Genomic DNA, 16,810 nt, shown 5'->3' on the forward strand with positions numbered 1-16,810 from the left:
GTATCCACGTCCTGGGCACCTGCGGGGCTCGCTGATCGCGATCGCCGGGCGACCGTCTCGCTCCCTGCAGTCAACAGCCCATAACGGTTAGAAATGGAATATGCACGGCTTTACAGGGCATCTCCGGCTTCGCCGTTCAGGACGTGCCCGCCAGGAGCATCGGGAGCACTCCCGGCCCCACAGGGGAAGGGGACGGCCGCGGCGCCTGTCCTCCCTGCTGAGCGTGCGCAGCGTGGCCGGTCAGGTGTTCCTCCTGCAGCTGGCTGTCGTGGTGCTGCTCGTCGTCGCCGCGGTGGTGGCCCTCGTGGTGCAGGCCCGGCGCGACGCCATGCTGGACGCCCAGCACCGTACGCTCGCCGCCGCCGGGACGTTCGCGAGCTCTCCGGGAATCCTCGAGGCCCTGCGCAGCCCCCATCCGAGCGCGGTGCTCCAGCCGAGCGCCGAGGCGGCCCGGAAGGCGGCCGGGGTCGACGGCATCAACGTGTACACGCTCGACGGGATCACTCTGGCCCACAGCAACCCGGAACAGGTCGGGAAGCACGTCGTCGGCCCCTTCGCCGAGGCCGCGGCCGGCAAGTCATTCACCAAGACGTTCAAAGGCTCCCTGGGGCCGTCCGTGGTCTCGGTGGTCCCCGTCAAGGACGCCGTCGGCTCCGTCGTCGCCGTCGTTTCCTCCCCGGTCACGGTCCAGAACGTCCAGGGCATGGTGAACCGGCAACTGCCGGTCGTCCTGAGCAGCGCGGCCGCGGTGCTCGCCCTGTCCGCGGGCGGAACGGCACTGGTGAGCCGTCGGTTGCGGCGGCAGACCCATGGCCTGGGTCCGGTCGAGATGACGAGGATGTACGAGCACCACGACGCGGTGCTGCACGCGGTACGGGAGGGCGTGCTGATCGTCGACGGCGACGGACGGCTGCTGCTGCTGGCCAACGACGAGGCGCGACGGCTGCTGGATCTGCCGATGGACGCGGAAGGGCGGCACGTCGCGCTCCTGGGCCTGGAGGAGGGGATCGTCGAGCTCATCGGGTCGGGCCGTACCGCGACCGACGAACTGCACATGGCAGCCGACCGGCTGCTGGCGGTCAACGTCCGGCCCACCGCCCCCTTCGGGCAGGCCGGGAGCGTGGTCACGCTGCGGGACACCACCGAACTGCGGGCGCTCTCCGGCAAGGCCGAGGTGGCTCGCGAGCGGCTGAAGCTGCTCTACGACGCGGGAGTGCGGATCGGAACGACGCTGGACGTGGAGCACACCGCCGAGGAGCTGGCGGAAGTGGCGGTCCCCCGGTTCGCCGATGTCGTGACGGTCGACCTGCTGGACCCGGTGCTGCACGGCGAGGAGCCGCCCGAAGCGAGCACCGAGATGCGCCGCACCGCCGTCGTCGGCCTTCAGGGCGACCATCCGCTCTATCCCGTGGGCGAGCTGATCCGGTTCGTTCCCACCAGCCCCAGGGGCGCCGGGGTGGCCGGCGGCCACCCGGTCCTGGAGGCGGACCTCAGCGCCACCCAGAGCTGGCGGGCCCAGGACCCCGCCCGCGCACGCGGGATTCTGGACCAGGGCATCCACTCCCTGATCGCCGTGCCCCTGCGGGCCCGGGGCGTGGTGCTGGGAATGGCAGGCTTCTGGCGGGCGCAGGCCTCCCCGCCGTTCAACGAGGAGGATGTGTCCTTCGCCGAGGAGCTGACCGCCCGGGCGGCGCTGTCCATCGACAATGCCCGCCGCTACACCCGCGAGCACACGATGGCCGTCACCCTGCAGCGCAGCCTGCTGCCCCGCGTCGTACCGGAGCAGTCCGCCGTCGAGATCGCCCACCGCTATCTGCCCGCCCAAGCCGGGGTGGGCGGTGACTGGTTCGATGTCATCCCGCTGCCCGGCACCCGGGTGGCCCTGGTGGTCGGCGACATCGTCGGCCACGGTCTGCATGCCGCCGCCACCATGGGCCGTCTGCGCACAGCCGTGCACAACTTCTCCACCCTCGACCTGCCCCCGGACGAGCTCCTGAGCCACCTGGACGAGCTGGTCGTCCACATCGACACCCACGAGGGCACCCGCGAGCAGGAGTGGCAGGGGATCACCGGAGCCACCTGCCTGTACGCCATCTACGATCCCGTCTCCGGACAGGTGACCGCCGCCACCGCCGGCCATCCGGGACCCGCTGTGGTGCGCCCCGACGGAACCGTGTCCTTCCTCGAGATGCCGGTCTCCCCGCCGCTGGGCCTGGGCGCGGGGCTGCCCGTGGAGACCGCCGAGCTGACCCTGCCCGAGGGCTCCACGCTGGTGCTCTTCACCGACGGGCTGATCGAAAGCCGCGACCACGACCCGGACGCCGGCCTGGCGGCGCTGCGCGCCGTCCTGACCGGGCCCACCCGCGCTCCGGAGGAGACCTGCGCCGCGGTGATCGACGCGATGCTGCCCGCCAGGCCCAGCGACGACATCGCGCTGCTGGTGGCCCGCACCCGCCGGCTGGACCCCGCGCAGATCGCCGAGTGGGACGTGCCCCCCGACCCGGCGGCGGTGTCCCCGGTACGCAGCGCCTGCTCCCGTCGGCTGGCGGACTGGGGCCTGGAGCACATCGCCTTCACCACCGAGCTCATCCTCAGCGAGCTGATCACCAATGCCATCCGCTACGGCACCGAGCCCATCCGGGTAAGGCTGCTGCACGACCGCAGCCTGATCTGCGAGGTGTCCGACGGGTCCAGTACCTCCCCGCACCTGCGCCGGGCCGAGACCACCGACGAGGGCGGCCGCGGGCTGTTCCTCGTCGCCCAGTTCGCCGAGCGCTGGGGCACCCGCTACACCGCCCGCGGCAAGATCATCTGGACCGAACAGGCCCTCCACGGCCAGGCCGCCCCGGCCGGGGAGGATCTGGGAGAGGCGCTCCTCGCCCAGTGGGACGACGAGGCGTTCTGAGAACGTGCCGGCAGGACAGCCGTTCGACGGGCAGCGGGCGCCACCGACCGACACTGCGCTGTCGAGGCGGCCGACCGTACGCTGGCTTTGATGAGTTCGTGATCGCCCGTTATGGAGCCTTCGTGCCTGCACCTCGTCTCCGTACAGCCGTCGTCGCCGTCTGTCTGACCCTCGCAGCGATACCCCTCGGCGCCTGTGGAGAGACTCCCCCCAGCACACCCAGAGCGCCCTCGGTGGCCACCTCCGCCGCGGACGCGGGCGGCATGACCGCGCTGACCGCGGCGGCGAAGAAGGAGGGCAGGCTCAACGCGATCGCGATCCCGCCCGACGAGGCCAACTACGGCGCACTGATCGACGGCTTCGAGAAGAAGTACGGGATCAAGGTCGTGGTGGAGAACCCGTGGGGCAACAGCCAGGAAGAGATCAACGCCATCAAGGAGCACAGGGGCAACGGCCGCGCCCCCGACGTGGTCGACCTGGGTGGATCGTTCGCGCAGTCCGCGGCCCGGCAGCATCTGCTCGCTCCGTACAGGGTCGCCGCATTCGCCGAGATCCCCGAGAATCAGAAGGACCCGCGGGCCCGCTGGTACAACGACTACGGAGGCTACATCTCGATCGGCTGCGACGCCCACCGTGTCAAGACCTGCCCCGCGACCTTCGCCGATCTGCGCAAGCCCGAGTACAAGGGCCAGGTCGCGCTCGACGGCAACCCCCCCAGGTCCGGCTCCGCCTTCGCCGGAGTGTACGCGGCGGCCTTGGCGAACGGCGGTTCCTTCGACGACATCCAGCCCGGTGTCGACTTCTTCGCCGAGCTCAGCAGGAGCGGCAACTTCATCCCGGTCGAATCCACCACGGCCACGATCGCGAAGGGCCGGACGCCGATCAGCATCTCCTGGGACTTCCTCAACCTCGGATACACCGACGAGTTCCGCGCGAAGGGCGTGGACGTGGACTGGCGGACCGCCATACCCTTCGACGGCAGCTTTGCCCAGTACTACGCGCAGGCGATCAACAAGCACGCCCCGCACCCGGCGGCGGCACGTCTGTGGGAGGAGTACCTCTTCAGCCCCGAGGGCCAGAACCTCCGGCTCGGAGCCTATGCCCGCCCCGTCCTGATGAACGCCATGGAGAAAAACGGCACCCTCGACAAGAAAGCCGCGGAGAAACTGCCGACGGTCGAAGGCACGCCGACGTTCCCGACCGAGGCACAGCGGGCGAAGGCGATGAAGACCGTCGACCGCGGCTGGACCGAGGTCTTCCCGGGCTGAGGGCCGGGCAACTCGAAGGTCGGTCGCTCGCGTTGTCCGGCTGGTCGGCGAACCCGGTCACGACCACAGTCGCGCCGAGTGCGGCGCGGGCACGTACGGAGGCGAACGGCTTACGCACCGATGTCCCCGTCGGCTTCGAGGCGGTAACCCGCTCCTCGTACGGTCGTGATGGACCGACGCCCGAACGGGGCATCGATCTTGCGGCGCAGGGCACTGATGTAGACCTCGACGATGTTCGGGTCACCCTCGTAGGCGAAGTCCCACACCTCGGCGAGGATGTCGGACTTCGACACGACCTGAACCAGGCCGTACGGCCAGCTGGCGCAGCACGGCGAATTCCTTCGCGGTGAGCGTGATCTCCTGCCGTGCCCGGTGGACGCGCCGAGCGTCGGGGTCCACGGTCAGGTCGCCGATGCGCAGCACCGGGGAGCCGGCGCGGGTGCGGCGGCGCAGCAGTGCGCGGACACGGGCGACGAGGACGAGATAGGAGAACGGCTTGGTGAGGTAATCGTCCGCGCCGGTGTCCAGGCCCTCGGCCTCGTCGTACTCGCCGTCCTTTGGATGCTGCTCTCGGTGCCGGGTCAGGACCGCAAGTGCGACCTGGGTCACTTGCGGCGGCGGGCCCGGAGTGCGGCGACAGCAAACCGTCGGGCAAACGGCGCGCCTCCCGCGGTGGACCGCGCGGGTGAATGTTCCGCCGAGGTGTCCTGCCGGGAAATCCCGCCGGCCAAGCGGCCCGACATACTGTGCGAATGCCTGCACAGAAGGAAATTCCTGCCCTGATCCACCAGACATGGAAAGACGCGGATCCACCCCCGAAATGGCAGAAGTGGGCTGATTCCTGGCGGCTCCACAACCCCGACTGGGGGTACCGGTTGTGGACCGACGCGGACAATCGCGCATTCCTCCAGGAGCACTATCCGTGGTTCCTTCCGGTCTACGACGGCTATCCCGAAGCGATCATGCGGGCCGACGCAATTCGCTATTTCCTGCTCGATCATTTCGGCGGGCTCTACGCGGATCTGGACTTCGAGTGCCTGAGCCCGGTGTCCGAAATCCTCGATGGGCACGAACTCGTCCTCGGCTGCGAGCCCGAGGCGCACACCAGGCTGCTGCTGGCCCGTCGGCGCGGGTTCGGCCGCATCATCGGCAACGCGTTCATCGCGTCGCGGCCGGGCCACCCCTTCTGGGCCCATGTGCACCGCCGGCTGGTCGGCGCCCACAAGCTGCCGAGCACTCTGGACGCGACAGGTCCGTTCTTCCTCACCAGAGCGATCGACAGCGCCCCGGAGCCCGGCTCGATCACGGTTCTCGGCCCGGAAGTCCTGTACCCCGAGGTGAGCCCGTACGCGACCGAGCTGTTCGGCCCGCAGGATGCCGACTACGACCGTGCGTACGCCGTGCACCACTGGTCGGGCAGTTGGACGTGCGACACCGACGGGGCGCCGCGGATCTCGGCCGGCAAGCGGTTCCCGTTCTGGGCGAGCCAGGAGCTGCACCAGCTCGCCGACGGCATGCTCAGCCTCGATGCGCAGCGCCGCCGCTGGGCCTCGGGCGCGCCCGCGCCGACGGTGTCATGCCTGATGGTGACCAAGGACCGCTCGGCGACGGCGCGACGCGCGATCACGTGCTTCCGCAACCAGACCTACCCGAATCTGGAACTGGTCGTGGTGGAGGACGGCACGAGTGACGCCCTCGAGCAGCACATCCGCGACCTGGGCGACTCCCGGATCCGCCATCACCGGCTCCCCCCGGAGGGGCGGACATTGGGCGAACTGCGCAATGAGACGGTGGAGCGGGCCACCGGGCCCTACGTATGCCAGTGGGACGACGACGACCTGTACGACCCGGAGCGGGTCGAGACGCAGATGGCGGCGATTCTCGCGCTCGGCGCCGAGGCGTGCTTCCTCGTCCGCGAGCGGCTGTGGTGGCCCGCCCGGCACAAGCTCGCGATCTCCTGTGCGCGGGTCTGGGAGGGGTCGATGGTGTGCGCGAAGGACCGACTCCCGCGCTACCCGGCCCAACGCCGGGGCGAGGACACCCCGGTGGCGGAAGAGGTGGTCCGGACCTGTCGGGTCGTACAGGTGGACGCGCCCGAGCTGTACACGTACGTATGCCATGGGAACAACACGTTCAACGAGTCCCATTTCGCCGAGCACTTCGATGTGGCGACCGAGATCTGGGCCGAACCGGGCGCCTACACCGAGCAGTTGCTGGCCATGGCGACCCGGCTGCCGATCGAGCCGGCGGACATCGCCCACGCCGAGACCGGTCCCGCCGCCGCCCGGGCCTCCGAGCGGAGACAGCGGGAAGCCGTCGAGCCCGCTCCGGCACCGGCGAGCGAGCGACCTCTCCTGCTGGTGCTCACACCCGTCAAGGACGCGGCCACGTTCCTGCCCGGCTATCTGGACCGGCTTCGCGCCTTGGACTACCCGCGCGAGGCGATCTCGCTGGGCCTGCTGGAGGGCGACAGCCGGGACACGACGCCGGAGCTGCTCCAGCAGGTCCTGCCCGGCCTCGAGGCGGAGTACCGGCGGGTCACCCTCGTGCGCCGCGACTTCGGCCTCCAGTTGGCCGGACCCCGTTGGGAGCCCGGCATCCAGCGCCGGCGACGGTCGGTGCTGGCCAAGGTACGCAACCATCTGCTCTCCCGTGCCCTCACGGACGAGGAGTGGGTGTTGTGGCTCGACGTCGATGTCACCGGTTACCCGACCGACCTCGTCCAGCGCCTGCTCGGCGCGCGCAAGGACATCGTCGTGCCGCACTGTGCCACCGCGCCCGGTGGGCCCACGTACGACCTCAACACCTTCGTCCTTCACCCCAGGGCCGGCACGCTCAACTGGTCCCAGTGGCTTCGCGACGGCATCCTTCAGCCCCCCAGAGGATTCGGCCGTACCTACCTCGACGAGTTGCGCGGGCAGGGACTCCTCCGCGTCGACTCGGTCGGCGGTACCGCGTTGCTGGTACGCGCCGACCTGCACCGCGAGGGCCTGACCTTCCCGCCCTTCCCCTACCAGCACCTCATCGAGACCGAGGGGCTGGCCGCGATGGCCCGGGACATGGGCACCGCATGCTGGGCGCTGCCCGACCTGGAAGTGCTGCATCCGCACCATGCCCAGGAGGTGGCTCACAGCGAGGCCGTGTCGCTTTCCTGAACGGCGGGGTCGCAAGGGCTCCGGCACAGCCGGTAACAGTGCGTAGCCCTTTTGACACACTATGTGTTCAAATCTTACGGTGGTGGTACTGCCCTGCCGTGGAGTCGACCGGCATCACAGGGCAGGTCCTCCAATCCCCAGGAGAAAGGCCCGCTATGAGAGCCCGTGTCATCACCTCGCTGGCGCTCCCCGCCGCACTGGCCACCGCCGGACTGCTCAACACCGCGGAGGCGGCCTACGCCGCCCTCGGCCCGGACACGCCGACCGCATCGGCAAAGCAGGAGCAGCCGATAGGTGACGTCACCTTCATCCCCGGAACCGATCGCCCGTGTCCTCCGATAGGCAACGTCACGATCACGGACTACGGGCACTGCTGCACGCCTGTGGGCAACATGACCGTCACCGACTACGGGCGCTGCTGTACGCCCGTGGGCAACATGACCGTGACCGACTACGGCCACTCCGCGCCCGTGGGCAACGTCACCATATGTGACTACGGCCACCACAGGCACGAGAGGCCGCACCACAAGAACGAGCACAGGTACGAGCACAGGTCGTGGCAGTACCAGGGCTAACAGCCGCTCCGGCGTGGCCCTGGAACAGGGCGGGGGGCACGCCCGACGCCCGATATGCCGGAACCGGTCATCGGATCCCCCTGGATCCTCCCCCTTCCCGTTCCCGTTCCCGTTCCGAAGCGAAGGACCGCGCGTATGTCCCACAGTTCCGCTCCTGCGGTCTCGGTGGTCATCCCCTGCCATGGCTACGCCCGCTATCTGCCCGAGGCTGTGTCCAGCGTCATTGCCCAGACCTTCGACGACTGGGAACTCGTCATCGTCGACGACGGCAGCACCGACAACACGGTCGAGGTGGCCGAGGCTCTGATCGCCGGCCATCCCGACCGGCGCATCAGGCTGCTCCAGCAGGCCAATGCCGGTGTCTCCGCCGCGCGCAACGCCGGGATCGAGGCCGGCACCGGCCGCTATATCCTTCCGCTGGACGCCGACGACGTGATCGCGGCCACGATGCTGGAGAAGACCGTCACGGTCCTGGACAGCAACCCCGGCATCGCCATCGCCTCGACCGATGTGTTCACGTTCACCGACGACGATCTGCCCCCGCAGGCGATGCCCCTCCCCGCCTACAGCAGAGAACTGCTGCTCCAGCGACTCATCATGTTCTACTGCTCGCTGTACCGCCGTGAGGCCTGGCAGACCGTGGGCGGGTACGACGAGAGCATGCGGGCAGGTGAGGACTGGGACTTCTGGATCGGCTGCGCCGAACACGGCTTCGATGCTCACCATATCCATGAGCTGCTGTTCGGGGCGCGCAACAAGGACACAGGACTCCACCTGGAAGCCGCAGAGAACGACCTGGCCATCCGGGCGCGGATCGTGGCCAACCACCCGAGCCTGTTCAAGCCGATCACCCGTGGCTGGGCCCAGGCCGTGCTCAGCCAGGACGCGGAAGCCTGCCTGCGGGACGAGCACGTACCCGACGACATCCTCACCCGGGCCGCGGAGATGGATCAGTTCCTCGGTGCGGTCATGGCCCTGCAGCGCACCGCGCGGGTGCAGTACTACCACATCCAGCGATTGGAGAGGGAGCTGGCCGCTCACAACGGCACCGCCGGCCCGACCGTCCAGAGGGTTCCGACGGCTCCCGCCATCTGATCGGTGACGGTCGAGATCCCAACCGTCCACCCGCTGGAGGAAGCCGGCGCGGCGCTGGACGCGAGCCTCGCCGGCCATGCCCGGAAGCGCGTCACCACGCCCTGGACAGGCGGACGACGGGCCCCTCGGTGACGCCTCCCGGCCTCAGGAAGGCTGCACCGCCGACACCGCGGTGACGGTCACCTTGTTGTCGCACTCGGCGAAGAGCCCGTCCTCCAGGGCGACTTGGTGCGCCCCGGCCCCTGGCAGGCCCACCACCAGAGTCGGGTAGCTGAACGGCGTGGTACCGGATTCGCAGTAGCCGTCGGCCTCGCCCTGGACCTGGACGAAGGTGAGCTTCACCCATGCCGTGCCACCCGCAGCGAGCGCGACCGGCGACGCGGAGCCCGTGCGGGTCACCGCCAGTGGAACGTTGCGGTCCGGTGATCCGTTGCCCGCCCCCGCGACCGTCGGAAAGCCCTGCAGGGTGCACGGGTGCCCGGAGGTGTTGGTGAATCCGACGACCGCCGCTCCGATCCCCGTGCCATTGGGCCGGACCGCCGCCTGATGCGCGTCCGCCTTCAGCTCGCCCACGGTGCACGGAGGCACCGGTGCCGCACTCGCCGGTGATGCGCTCCCCGCGGCGGGTGACGAGGCGGCGGAGCTCGGCGCGTCCGCCCCTGCCTCGTCACCGCCGGACCGGCACCCGGTCACCAGGAGTGCGGCCGCGGAGGCCACGACCATCGCCACCGCGGCGCTGCGAATGCTGTTGCCGTACTGCATGACGCCTCCCGAGCGGAATGGAGGGGTGCCGGTCACTCGCCGGTGCTCGCCTCCGTACACACCGCCTTGCCGGGCGGCGGTTTCTCCGTCCGGTCGGCTGTGACACGACGGTGACGAGAGAGCGGCGGTGGAGGGTCCGTCGTGCACAGGGGGATGGACACGGCGGTCAAGGGTGGGGCGGGGTGCGCAGGGCGAGCACGGCCATGTCGTCGTGACCGCCGGCCAGCCGGCCGTCGGCCAGCGTCCGGCACAGTTCGTCCAGCGGGAGGTGGGCCTGCTCGGTGACCATCCGGGCGAGGTCGGCCAGGGACTCGTCGAGGGCGCGGCCGGGATGTTCGACCAGGCCGTCGGTGAAGAGCACCAGGGTGGTGTTCGCCGGCACGGGATGTGTGTGGTCCGGGCGGGGCCGCCGGGGATCCACGCCGAGGGGGAGGCCGGGTTCGCCGTCCAGGTACCGGGCACTGCGGTCGGGGGTGACCATCAGCGGCGGGAGATGACCCGCGCTGCTCCAGCGCAGCGTCCATGCCGGGCCCGTGGGCTCGACGCGGGCGAGGCAAGCGGTGGTGACGGGGCTGTCGGTGATGGCGTCCAGAGTGCGGTCGAGCTGGGAGAGCACGGCGCTGGGCGGGGTCAGCCGCTCGTACAGCAGGGCACGGAGCATGCTCCGTGTCTGAGACATCACCGCGGCGGCGTGCAGATCGTGGCCGACGACGTCGCCGATGACCAGCGCACATACCCGGTCGGGAAGGAACAGGGCGTCGTACCAGTCGCCGCCGAGCTCGCGGCCGGCCGCCGGCCGGTATTCGGCGGCCGCGGTGAAGGGTGCGAGGTCGGGCAGGCGGGGCAGCAGGAGACGCTGGAAACGTTCCGCACCGGCCCGGACCTGCTCGAACAGGCGCGCGTTCTCGATCGCCACGCCCGCGGCGCCCGCGAGCGCCACGACCACGGCCTGATCGTCACTGTCGAACGGCTGCCCGTCACGCCGGTCGGACAGATACAGGTCCCCGTACACCTCGTCCTGCACCCGGATCGCGGTTCCGAGCAGCGTACGCATGGGTGGGTGTCCGGGAGGGAAGCCGACGGATTCCGGGTGGGCGGAGATGTCGTTCACCCGCAGCGGTTCCGGGTGGTGGATCAGGTGCCCCAGCAGGCCCTTGCCATGAGGTGCCCCGACATCGGCCATGCGCTCCAGCTCCTGGTCGGTCAGGCCGAGGGTGATGAACTCCTCCAGCTTCTCGTGCCGCTCGTCGAGGACGCCGAGAGCGCCGTAGCGGGCGTCGACGAGATCCATCGCGGTGGAGACGATCCGGCTCAGCACAGCGGGCAGCTCCAGCTCCGTGCTGATCGCACGTATGGCGCCCAGCAGCCTTCTCAGCCGGTCCTGGGCCGCGCCTGCCCCGTCGTCATTCCTCATCGATTGATCCCTGTCGATCAATGACGAAGAGCCCTGCCGACCTCCACGGTGATGGTCCCCGACAGCTTGTGCGTGCTGCGCGCGGTCGCGGTGCCTGTCTTTCCGGCGGCGACGTTCTCGATCGTCACCACGGACAGATCCTGCAGTTCGTGGGCCGGATTGAGGAAGTTCACCTGCACCAGGAACGACTTCGTGGAATCGGCGGTGTTCTTCGCGGAAACCTGAGTTGTGGTACGTCCTTCGCTGTCCGTCGTCGGAGCGCCGAGCTTCACCTCGTTCTTGGCATTCACTCCTTGCTTGATCTCGTTGAACTTCTGCTGTGCCGAGGCCGTCGCCGAGGCGATGGCCTCGGATGCGCGGGAGGCCGCCGACGAGATGACCGACTTCGCGGACTCGGCCACGGAGGCGACCGCGGACGGGGTCTTGCTCGGAGCTCCCTCACCGCCCCCGCATCCGCCGGCGCCGAAAGCCACGATGGTCGCCAGCACGGCGCTCGCCGCCACGTTTCCAGTTGCCGTTCTCATTTTGCCTCCCAGGGTCGGACGACCGCCGCCCCCAGTCAATGAGGCCTCCCTCCTCGGCGCCCGTCCTGATAAGGCATTCGAGTGACTGCCGGGACGCACGCTGCTTCATGGCGTACCGGAGCCGGCGCCTCACACGCTGACGTCCGGACGGACGATGACCACCGGGCAGGACGCATGAAGGGCGCACTGCTGACTCACCGAACCGAGCAGGGCCCGGCGGAAGCCGCCCCGGCCCCGGCTGCCCACCACCAGCACCTCGGCGCCCTCTGCAGCGTCCAGCAGCACCTCGGCCGGGTTTCCCCGCACGAGCCGCTCACGCACCCGGGCGGCGCCCTCCTCGCCGAGCACATTGCGGACCTCCTCGACGAGGCTCCGCTCCGCCGCCTCCTCGTCGAACTCGGTGTCCACCGCCGGAGCCGACCACCCGTGCGCTCCGGGCAGATCCCAGGCCGCCACCGCCTCCACGGTGCCCCCGATCAGAGCGGCGTGCCGGACCGCCCAGCGCAACGCCGCATGCGACGAAGGCGAGCCGTCGACACCCACCACGACGCGCGGAGCCGAACCCTTCCTGTCCATTGCCGTTCCACCCTTCTGCCGTCCCCCGCATTCCACGCTGCGCGACTCCGGGGCATGTCGCCAGACGAGGACGGCCAGGAGCAGCACGAAAACGGCCGTCGCGGGTGACCGCCCTGAGGGCCGTACGACGGGCGGCTCGGCGACGGCAGCACCGCGGAGGTCGCGCTCGCCGTCGACGACCACTGGCACCACCGCGGTGTGGGCACCCTTCTCAGCTGCTTCTGGGCTCTCCCGTATGGCCGGTGATCTGCCGCAGCTCGCGGAGGCCGACCTCGATCCCGTTCTCGCCCGGCCGGACGGTGTCGAGGTGCTCGACGCCCGGCAGGCACACGACCCCTGTCTGCGCCGCCTCCACCGAAGAACCAGGTGACCGGGTGTCAGAGCCGGCCGGCGCGGCCGCGTGCGGCGACCGCGCGCATGCACGCCAGGAGCAGGAAGAGGGCACAGACCAGCGCACCGGCCAGGGCAGCCGTCATCGTGCCGGAGTGGCCGGCCGTGGCGATGACCGCCGCGGATGCCGTGCCGGCGACGAGGAGTCCCGACAGGGCCCAGGCCAGAAAGACGGCCCGGGACCTGTCCGGGGCGCCGACCGGCCCCGTACAGCGCAGGGCTTTCCAACGCCGGATCGACTCCTCCTCCTCGCGTCGCCGGCAGGTGCGGGCGCGCACAGCCAGGGTGGCCGTGAGCGCCGCACCCGCCGCGGCCACCGCGCAGACGGGCTGCCAGCTCCGCGCCACCAGCAGCACCAGGGCCAGCGCCGCACCTGTCGCCCAGCCGGTCACACAGGCCCAGGCGGCGAAGCGCCGGGACGGCAGACGGTCGTCCCCCGCCCGCAGGTCGACGACGGCGGGCACGAACCAGACACAGCCGGACCCGCTGATCACCGCGGCTCCCAGTGCCAGCACCATATGAGACATCGCGCTTCCTCCTCCTGGCGTGCGGCTCGGTCAGCGACTGACCAGTTCTGCGGCCGCCGCGGTCTCCGCGGCACCGATTTCGGGACGGTGCAGGTCGAGGGCCGGTGATTCGCTGCGGATGCGGGGCAGCATGGTGAAGTTGTGCCGGGGCGGCGGGCAGGAGGTGGCCCACTCGAGGGAGCGGCCGTAGCCCCACGGGTCGTCGACCTCGATCTTCTTGCCGTACTTGGCGGTCTTCCAGATGTTGTAGAAGAACGGCAGGAAGGACATGCCCAGCAGGAACGAGCTGATCGTCGAAACGGTGTTCAGCAGGGTGAAGCCGTCCGCGGCGAGATAGTCCGCGTACCGGCGCGGCATGCCCTCGGCACCCAGCCAGTGCTGCACCAGGAACGTCCCGTGGAAGCCGACCGTGAGGGTCCAGAAGGTGATCTTGCCGAGCCGTTCGTCCAGCATCTTGCCGGTCCACTTCGGCCACCAGAAGTGGAAGCCGGCGAACATCGCATACACCACCGTGCCGAAGAGCGTGTAGTGGAAGTGCGCCACCACGAAGTACGAGTCGGTCACATGGAAGTCCAGCGGCGGCGCCGCCAGAATCACTCCGGTCACTCCGCCGAAGACGAACGTGACCAGGAAGCCGGTGGCCCAGAGCATCGGGGTCTCGAAGGACAGCGATCCCTTCCACATGGTGCCGATCCAGTTGAAGAACTTCACACCGGTCGGTACCGCGATCAGGAAGGTCATGAAGGAGAAGAACGGCAGCAGCACACCGCCGGTGGCATACATGTGGTGCGCCCACACCGTCACCGACAGACCCGCGATCGCGATCGTGGCGCCGACCAGGCCCATGTAACCGAACATCGGCTTACGGGAGAAGACCGGGATGACCTCGGAGACGATGCCGAAGAACGGCAGCGCGAGCACATAGACCTCGGGGTGGCCGAAGAACCAGAACAGGTGCTGCCACAGCAGCGCACCGCCGTTGGAGGCGTCGAAGATGTGCGAGCCGAACTTGCGGTCCATCTCCAGCGCGAGGAGCGCCGCGGCGAAGACCGGGAAGACCATCAGGATCAGCAGGGCGGTCAGCAGCACGTTCCAGGTGAAGATCGACATGCGGAACATGGTCATTCCGGGGGCGCGCATGCAGATGATCGTGGTGACGAAGTTGACGGCGCCCGCGATGCTGCCGAATCCGGACAGCGCCACGCCCATGATCCACAAGTCGGCGCCGAGTCCGGGCGAGTGGACGGCGTCCGACAACGGGGCGTAGGCGAACCAGCCGAAGTCGGCGGCGCCGCCGGGCGTGAGGAAGCCGCCCGCCGCGATCAGCGACCCGAAGAGGTACAGCCAGAACGACAGCATATTGAGCCGGGGAAAGGCCACATCGGGCGCGCCGATGTGCAGCGGCATGATCCAGTTGGCGAAGCCCGTGAAGAGCGGCATCGCGAACAGCAGCAGCATGACCGAGCCGTGCATCGTGAAGGCCTGGTTGAACTGCTCGTTCGACATGATCTGCATGCCGGGCCTGGCCAGTTCGGCACGCATCAGCAGCGCCATGACGCCACCGACGATGAAGAAGAAGAACGCGGAGACGAGATAGAGCGTCCCGATCTTCTTGTGGTCCGTGGTGGTCAGCCAGTCCACCACGACGTGCATGCGGGATCTCTCGGCTTCTTCCCCTTGGCGGGGGCGGAGCTCGACCGCCTGCTTCTCTGATATCTGCAACCCGTCCACCGGCGGGCAACCTCCAACTCTGCGATGTTCGTGCGGGGCCGGGAAGGGACGCGGATACGGGGGACGCACGGCCTTCCCGGCCGCCGCCCAATGATCAACGGTGAGGAGGGAGGCCCCGATAGGGCCGTTCAGCCCCCCGGGTAGGGTCCATGGACCTTCCGTGCCGTGACATACGCTGATGCCCAGCAGGTACCTCAGGAAAGCGGAGAAATGGCAGACACAGTGACAGACGGCCGGCATCCCTCATGGCCCCACCCACGGACGCCGGACCGTATGCACAGCCTGCTCGATGCCGTGATGAACCTGGGGCGGGGACTGGAACTGCCCCAGGTGCTGCGTGGCATCGTCGAAGCGGCGGTGACCCTGACGGACGCGGAGTACGGAGCGCTGGGCGTCGTCGGTGACGGTCAGCGGCTGTCACAGTTCCTGCCGGTGGGCATGGCCGACGAGATGGTGGCCGCGATCGGTCAGACACCGTGCGGGCGCGGCATTCTCGGTGAACTGATCCACAATCCCGTGCCGCTGCGGCTCGACGACCTGAGCCAGCACCGCAACAGCTACGGCTTCCCCGCCCATCACCCGCCCATGCGTACGTTCCTGGGTGTCCCCGTCCGGGTGCGCGACGAGGTCTTCGGCAACCTCTACCTCACCGAGAAGCGCGGTGGCCGAGGCTTCGACGCCGACGACGAGGCCGTACTGACGACGCTGTCCATCGCGGCCGGAGTGGCCATCGACAACGCCCGTATGTACCACGAGAGCCGACGCCGGGAGCGCTGGCTGGAGGCACTGGGCGAGATCACCCGCAGCCTGCTCTCCGGCATCGGCGCCGACCATGTGCTGCGGCTGATCGCCGAACGGGCCAGGGATGTCGCGGGCGCGGACGCGGCGGCCGTACTGCTCCCGGACCCGGAGGAACCGGGCCGACTGGCGGTTCGGGTGGCCTGCGGCCACGACGCGGATCGCATGAGCCGGCTGGCCGTTCCCGTGCGGGGCTCACTCTCCGGCATGGCCGCGCACGACGGCCGGCCCGCGGTCAGCGCCGATCTCTCCACCGACCCCCGCGGGAACGCACTCGGGGACGACAGGGCGGCCTACGGGCCGACCGTGGCAGTGCCCCTCCCGGTCGGTGCTTCCGCATCCGGTGCCCTGCGGCTGAGCCGCCTGTCGGGCGGACCGGAGTTCGACGCCACCGAGGTGCAGCTGATCTCCGGCTTCGCCGGCCAGGCCGCCCTCGCCCTCGAACTCGCCCAGCGCAGGGCCGAGTCCGAGGAACTGGCCCTGATGCACGACCGGGACCGTATCGCCCGGGATCTGCACGACCTGGCCATCCAGCGGCTCTTCGCCACCGGGATGACCCTGCAGAGCGCACAGCGGGGCATCGAGCGCCCGGAAATGGCCGAGCGGGTCGGCCGGGCCGTGCGCGACCTCGACACGACCATCGACATCATCAGGTCCACCATCTTCGACCTGCGCTCCGACACGGACGACCGGGGCGGACCCGGAGTGCGCCGGCGGATGGCCGAGACCGCGCGCTCGGCCACCCAGTCCCTGGGGTTCACACCGTCGCTGCTGGTGAACGGTCCCGTGGACACCAACATCAGCGCGGAACTCGCCGAGCACGTCCTGGCGGTGGCCACCGAGGCGCTCAGCAATGCCGCCCGGCACGCCGCCGCACGCCGGGTGGACATCGTGCTGACGGCCGAGAAGGAGATCACGCTCACGGTGACCGACGACGGGGTGGGCATCGGCAGCGCCACACCCACGGGCGGTCTGACCAATATGCGGGAACGAGCCGAACTCCTCGGCGGTTCCCTGACCGTCACCTCTCCACCGGCCGGCGGGACCCGGATCGAGTGGCGCGTACCGCTGCCCGCGAACTGAAGCAGGA

Annotated in this window: 13 protein-coding genes and 1 pseudogene; 7 read left to right on the top strand and 7 right to left on the bottom strand. The window is 69.6% G+C overall.

All coding sequences use genetic code 11. The annotated features are described in order from the left end of the window. Nucleotides 1-223: 223 nt before the first annotated feature. Together ABD858_RS02210 and ABD858_RS02215 are read left to right on the top strand one after the other, a co-directional pair. Complete coding sequence (locus ABD858_RS02210) at nucleotides 224-2,905, top strand: SpoIIE family protein phosphatase (protein WP_345034159.1); 2,682 nt, start codon at nucleotides 224-226, stop codon at nucleotides 2,903-2,905. A gap of 122 nt (nucleotides 2,906-3,027) precedes the next feature. Next, complete coding sequence (locus ABD858_RS02215; RefSeq protein WP_345034160.1) at nucleotides 3,028-4,173, top strand: ABC transporter substrate-binding protein; 1,146 nt, start codon at nucleotides 3,028-3,030, stop codon at nucleotides 4,171-4,173. Between the two features lie 110 nt (nucleotides 4,174-4,283). On the opposite strand, the pseudogene ABD858_RS02220 reads toward ABD858_RS02215, so the two are convergent. Continuing rightward, nucleotides 4,284-4,731: pseudogene (locus ABD858_RS02220) on the bottom strand (winged helix-turn-helix domain-containing protein); the annotation flags it as partial. Between the two features lie 194 nt (nucleotides 4,732-4,925). Here ABD858_RS02220 and ABD858_RS02225 point away from each other — a divergent pair. The 3 genes from ABD858_RS02225 (at nucleotide 4,926) to ABD858_RS02235 (ending at nucleotide 8,998) form a co-directional block, all read left to right on the top strand. Further along, nucleotides 4,926-7,328 (top strand): glycosyltransferase, encoded by a 2,403-nt coding sequence (locus ABD858_RS02225; protein WP_345034161.1) that lies wholly within the window; start codon nucleotides 4,926-4,928, stop codon nucleotides 7,326-7,328. Nucleotides 7,329-7,483: 155 nt separating this feature from the next. Then, a complete protein-coding gene (locus tag ABD858_RS02230) occupies nucleotides 7,484-7,903 on the top strand; it encodes a hypothetical protein (protein ID WP_345034162.1) in 420 nt (139 codons plus the stop codon). Nucleotides 7,904-8,038: 135 nt separating this feature from the next. Further along, the gene (locus ABD858_RS02235) at nucleotides 8,039-8,998 is read left to right on the top strand and encodes a glycosyltransferase family 2 protein (RefSeq protein WP_345034164.1); all 960 of its coding nucleotides are present in this window, start codon (nucleotides 8,039-8,041) and stop codon (nucleotides 8,996-8,998) included. Between the two features lie 144 nt (nucleotides 8,999-9,142). Here ABD858_RS02235 and ABD858_RS02240 read toward each other — a convergent pair whose 3' ends face one another. The 4 genes from ABD858_RS02240 to ABD858_RS02255 all read right to left on the bottom strand — a co-directional run bounded on the left by ABD858_RS02240 (nucleotide 9,143) and on the right by ABD858_RS02255 (nucleotide 12,274). Then, entirely contained in the window at nucleotides 9,143-9,760 is a 618-nt protein-coding gene (locus ABD858_RS02240) for a DUF4232 domain-containing protein (protein ID WP_345034165.1), read from the bottom strand. A gap of 166 nt (nucleotides 9,761-9,926) precedes the next feature. Further along, nucleotides 9,927-11,174 carry a PP2C family protein-serine/threonine phosphatase gene (locus ABD858_RS02245; protein ID WP_345034166.1) on the bottom strand — a complete coding sequence of 416 codons (1,248 nt, stop codon included), beginning with the start codon at nucleotides 11,172-11,174 and terminating at the stop codon, nucleotides 9,927-9,929. Between the two features lie 17 nt (nucleotides 11,175-11,191). Continuing rightward, entirely contained in the window at nucleotides 11,192-11,698 is a 507-nt protein-coding gene (locus ABD858_RS02250) for a hypothetical protein (RefSeq protein ID WP_345034167.1), read from the bottom strand. A gap of 129 nt (nucleotides 11,699-11,827) precedes the next feature. After that, complete coding sequence (locus ABD858_RS02255) at nucleotides 11,828-12,274, bottom strand: universal stress protein (protein WP_345044219.1); 447 nt, start codon at nucleotides 12,272-12,274, stop codon at nucleotides 11,828-11,830. 235 nt (nucleotides 12,275-12,509) lie between these two features. Between ABD858_RS02255 and ABD858_RS02260 the strand changes: the two genes are divergently transcribed. Further along, a complete protein-coding gene (locus ABD858_RS02260; protein WP_345045076.1) occupies nucleotides 12,510-12,644 on the top strand; it encodes a hypothetical protein in 135 nt (44 codons plus the stop codon). Nucleotides 12,645-12,651: 7 nt separating this feature from the next. Here the strand turns inward: ABD858_RS02260 and ABD858_RS02265 are convergent, their stop codons facing one another. Together ABD858_RS02265 and ctaD are read right to left on the bottom strand one after the other, a co-directional pair. Beyond that, the gene (locus ABD858_RS02265) at nucleotides 12,652-13,191 is read right to left on the bottom strand and encodes a hypothetical protein (RefSeq protein WP_345034168.1); all 540 of its coding nucleotides are present in this window, start codon (nucleotides 13,189-13,191) and stop codon (nucleotides 12,652-12,654) included. Nucleotides 13,192-13,221: 30 nt separating this feature from the next. Continuing rightward, nucleotides 13,222-14,844: an aa3-type cytochrome oxidase subunit I gene (gene ctaD / locus ABD858_RS02270; RefSeq protein ID WP_345034169.1), complete on the bottom strand. Its 1,623-nt coding sequence runs from the start codon at nucleotides 14,842-14,844 to the stop codon at nucleotides 13,222-13,224. 351 nt (nucleotides 14,845-15,195) lie between these two features. Here ctaD and ABD858_RS02275 point away from each other — a divergent pair, with 351 nt between their 5' ends. Then, nucleotides 15,196-16,803: a sensor histidine kinase gene (locus ABD858_RS02275; protein WP_345034170.1), complete on the top strand. Its 1,608-nt coding sequence runs from the start codon at nucleotides 15,196-15,198 to the stop codon at nucleotides 16,801-16,803. The last annotated feature ends 7 nt before the right edge of the window (nucleotides 16,804-16,810 follow it).

The sequence above is a fragment of the Streptomyces sannanensis genome, assembly GCF_039536205.1.
Lineage (GTDB): Bacteria > Actinomycetota > Actinomycetes > Streptomycetales > Streptomycetaceae > Streptomyces > Streptomyces sannanensis.

What these genes read in the sequence shown, in the direction of transcription:
- ABD858_RS02225 (WP_345034161.1), top strand. Translation starts at nt 4,926, where the DNA reads ATGCCTGCACAGAAGGAAATTCCTGCCCTGATCCACCAGACATGGAAA.
- ABD858_RS02230 (WP_345034162.1), top strand. Translation starts at nt 7,484, where the DNA reads ATGAGAGCCCGTGTCATCACCTCGCTGGCGCTCCCCGCCGCACTGGCC.
- ABD858_RS02235 (WP_345034164.1), top strand. Translation starts at nt 8,039, where the DNA reads ATGTCCCACAGTTCCGCTCCTGCGGTCTCGGTGGTCATCCCCTGCCAT.
- ABD858_RS02240 (WP_345034165.1), bottom strand. Translation starts at nt 9,760, where the DNA reads ATGCAGTACGGCAACAGCATTCGCAGCGCCGCGGTGGCGATGGTCGTG.
- ABD858_RS02245 (WP_345034166.1), bottom strand. Translation starts at nt 11,174, where the DNA reads ATGAGGAATGACGACGGGGCAGGCGCGGCCCAGGACCGGCTGAGAAGG.
- ABD858_RS02250 (WP_345034167.1), bottom strand. Translation starts at nt 11,698, where the DNA reads ATGAGAACGGCAACTGGAAACGTGGCGGCGAGCGCCGTGCTGGCGACC.
- ABD858_RS02255 (WP_345044219.1), bottom strand. Translation starts at nt 12,274, where the DNA reads ATGGACAGGAAGGGTTCGGCTCCGCGCGTCGTGGTGGGTGTCGACGGC.
- ABD858_RS02260 (WP_345045076.1), top strand. Translation starts at nt 12,510, where the DNA reads ATGGCCGGTGATCTGCCGCAGCTCGCGGAGGCCGACCTCGATCCCGTT.
- ABD858_RS02265 (WP_345034168.1), bottom strand. Translation starts at nt 13,191, where the DNA reads ATGTCTCATATGGTGCTGGCACTGGGAGCCGCGGTGATCAGCGGGTCC.
- ctaD (WP_345034169.1), bottom strand. Translation starts at nt 14,844, where the DNA reads ATGCACGTCGTGGTGGACTGGCTGACCACCACGGACCACAAGAAGATC.
- ABD858_RS02275 (WP_345034170.1), top strand. Translation starts at nt 15,196, where the DNA reads ATGCACAGCCTGCTCGATGCCGTGATGAACCTGGGGCGGGGACTGGAA.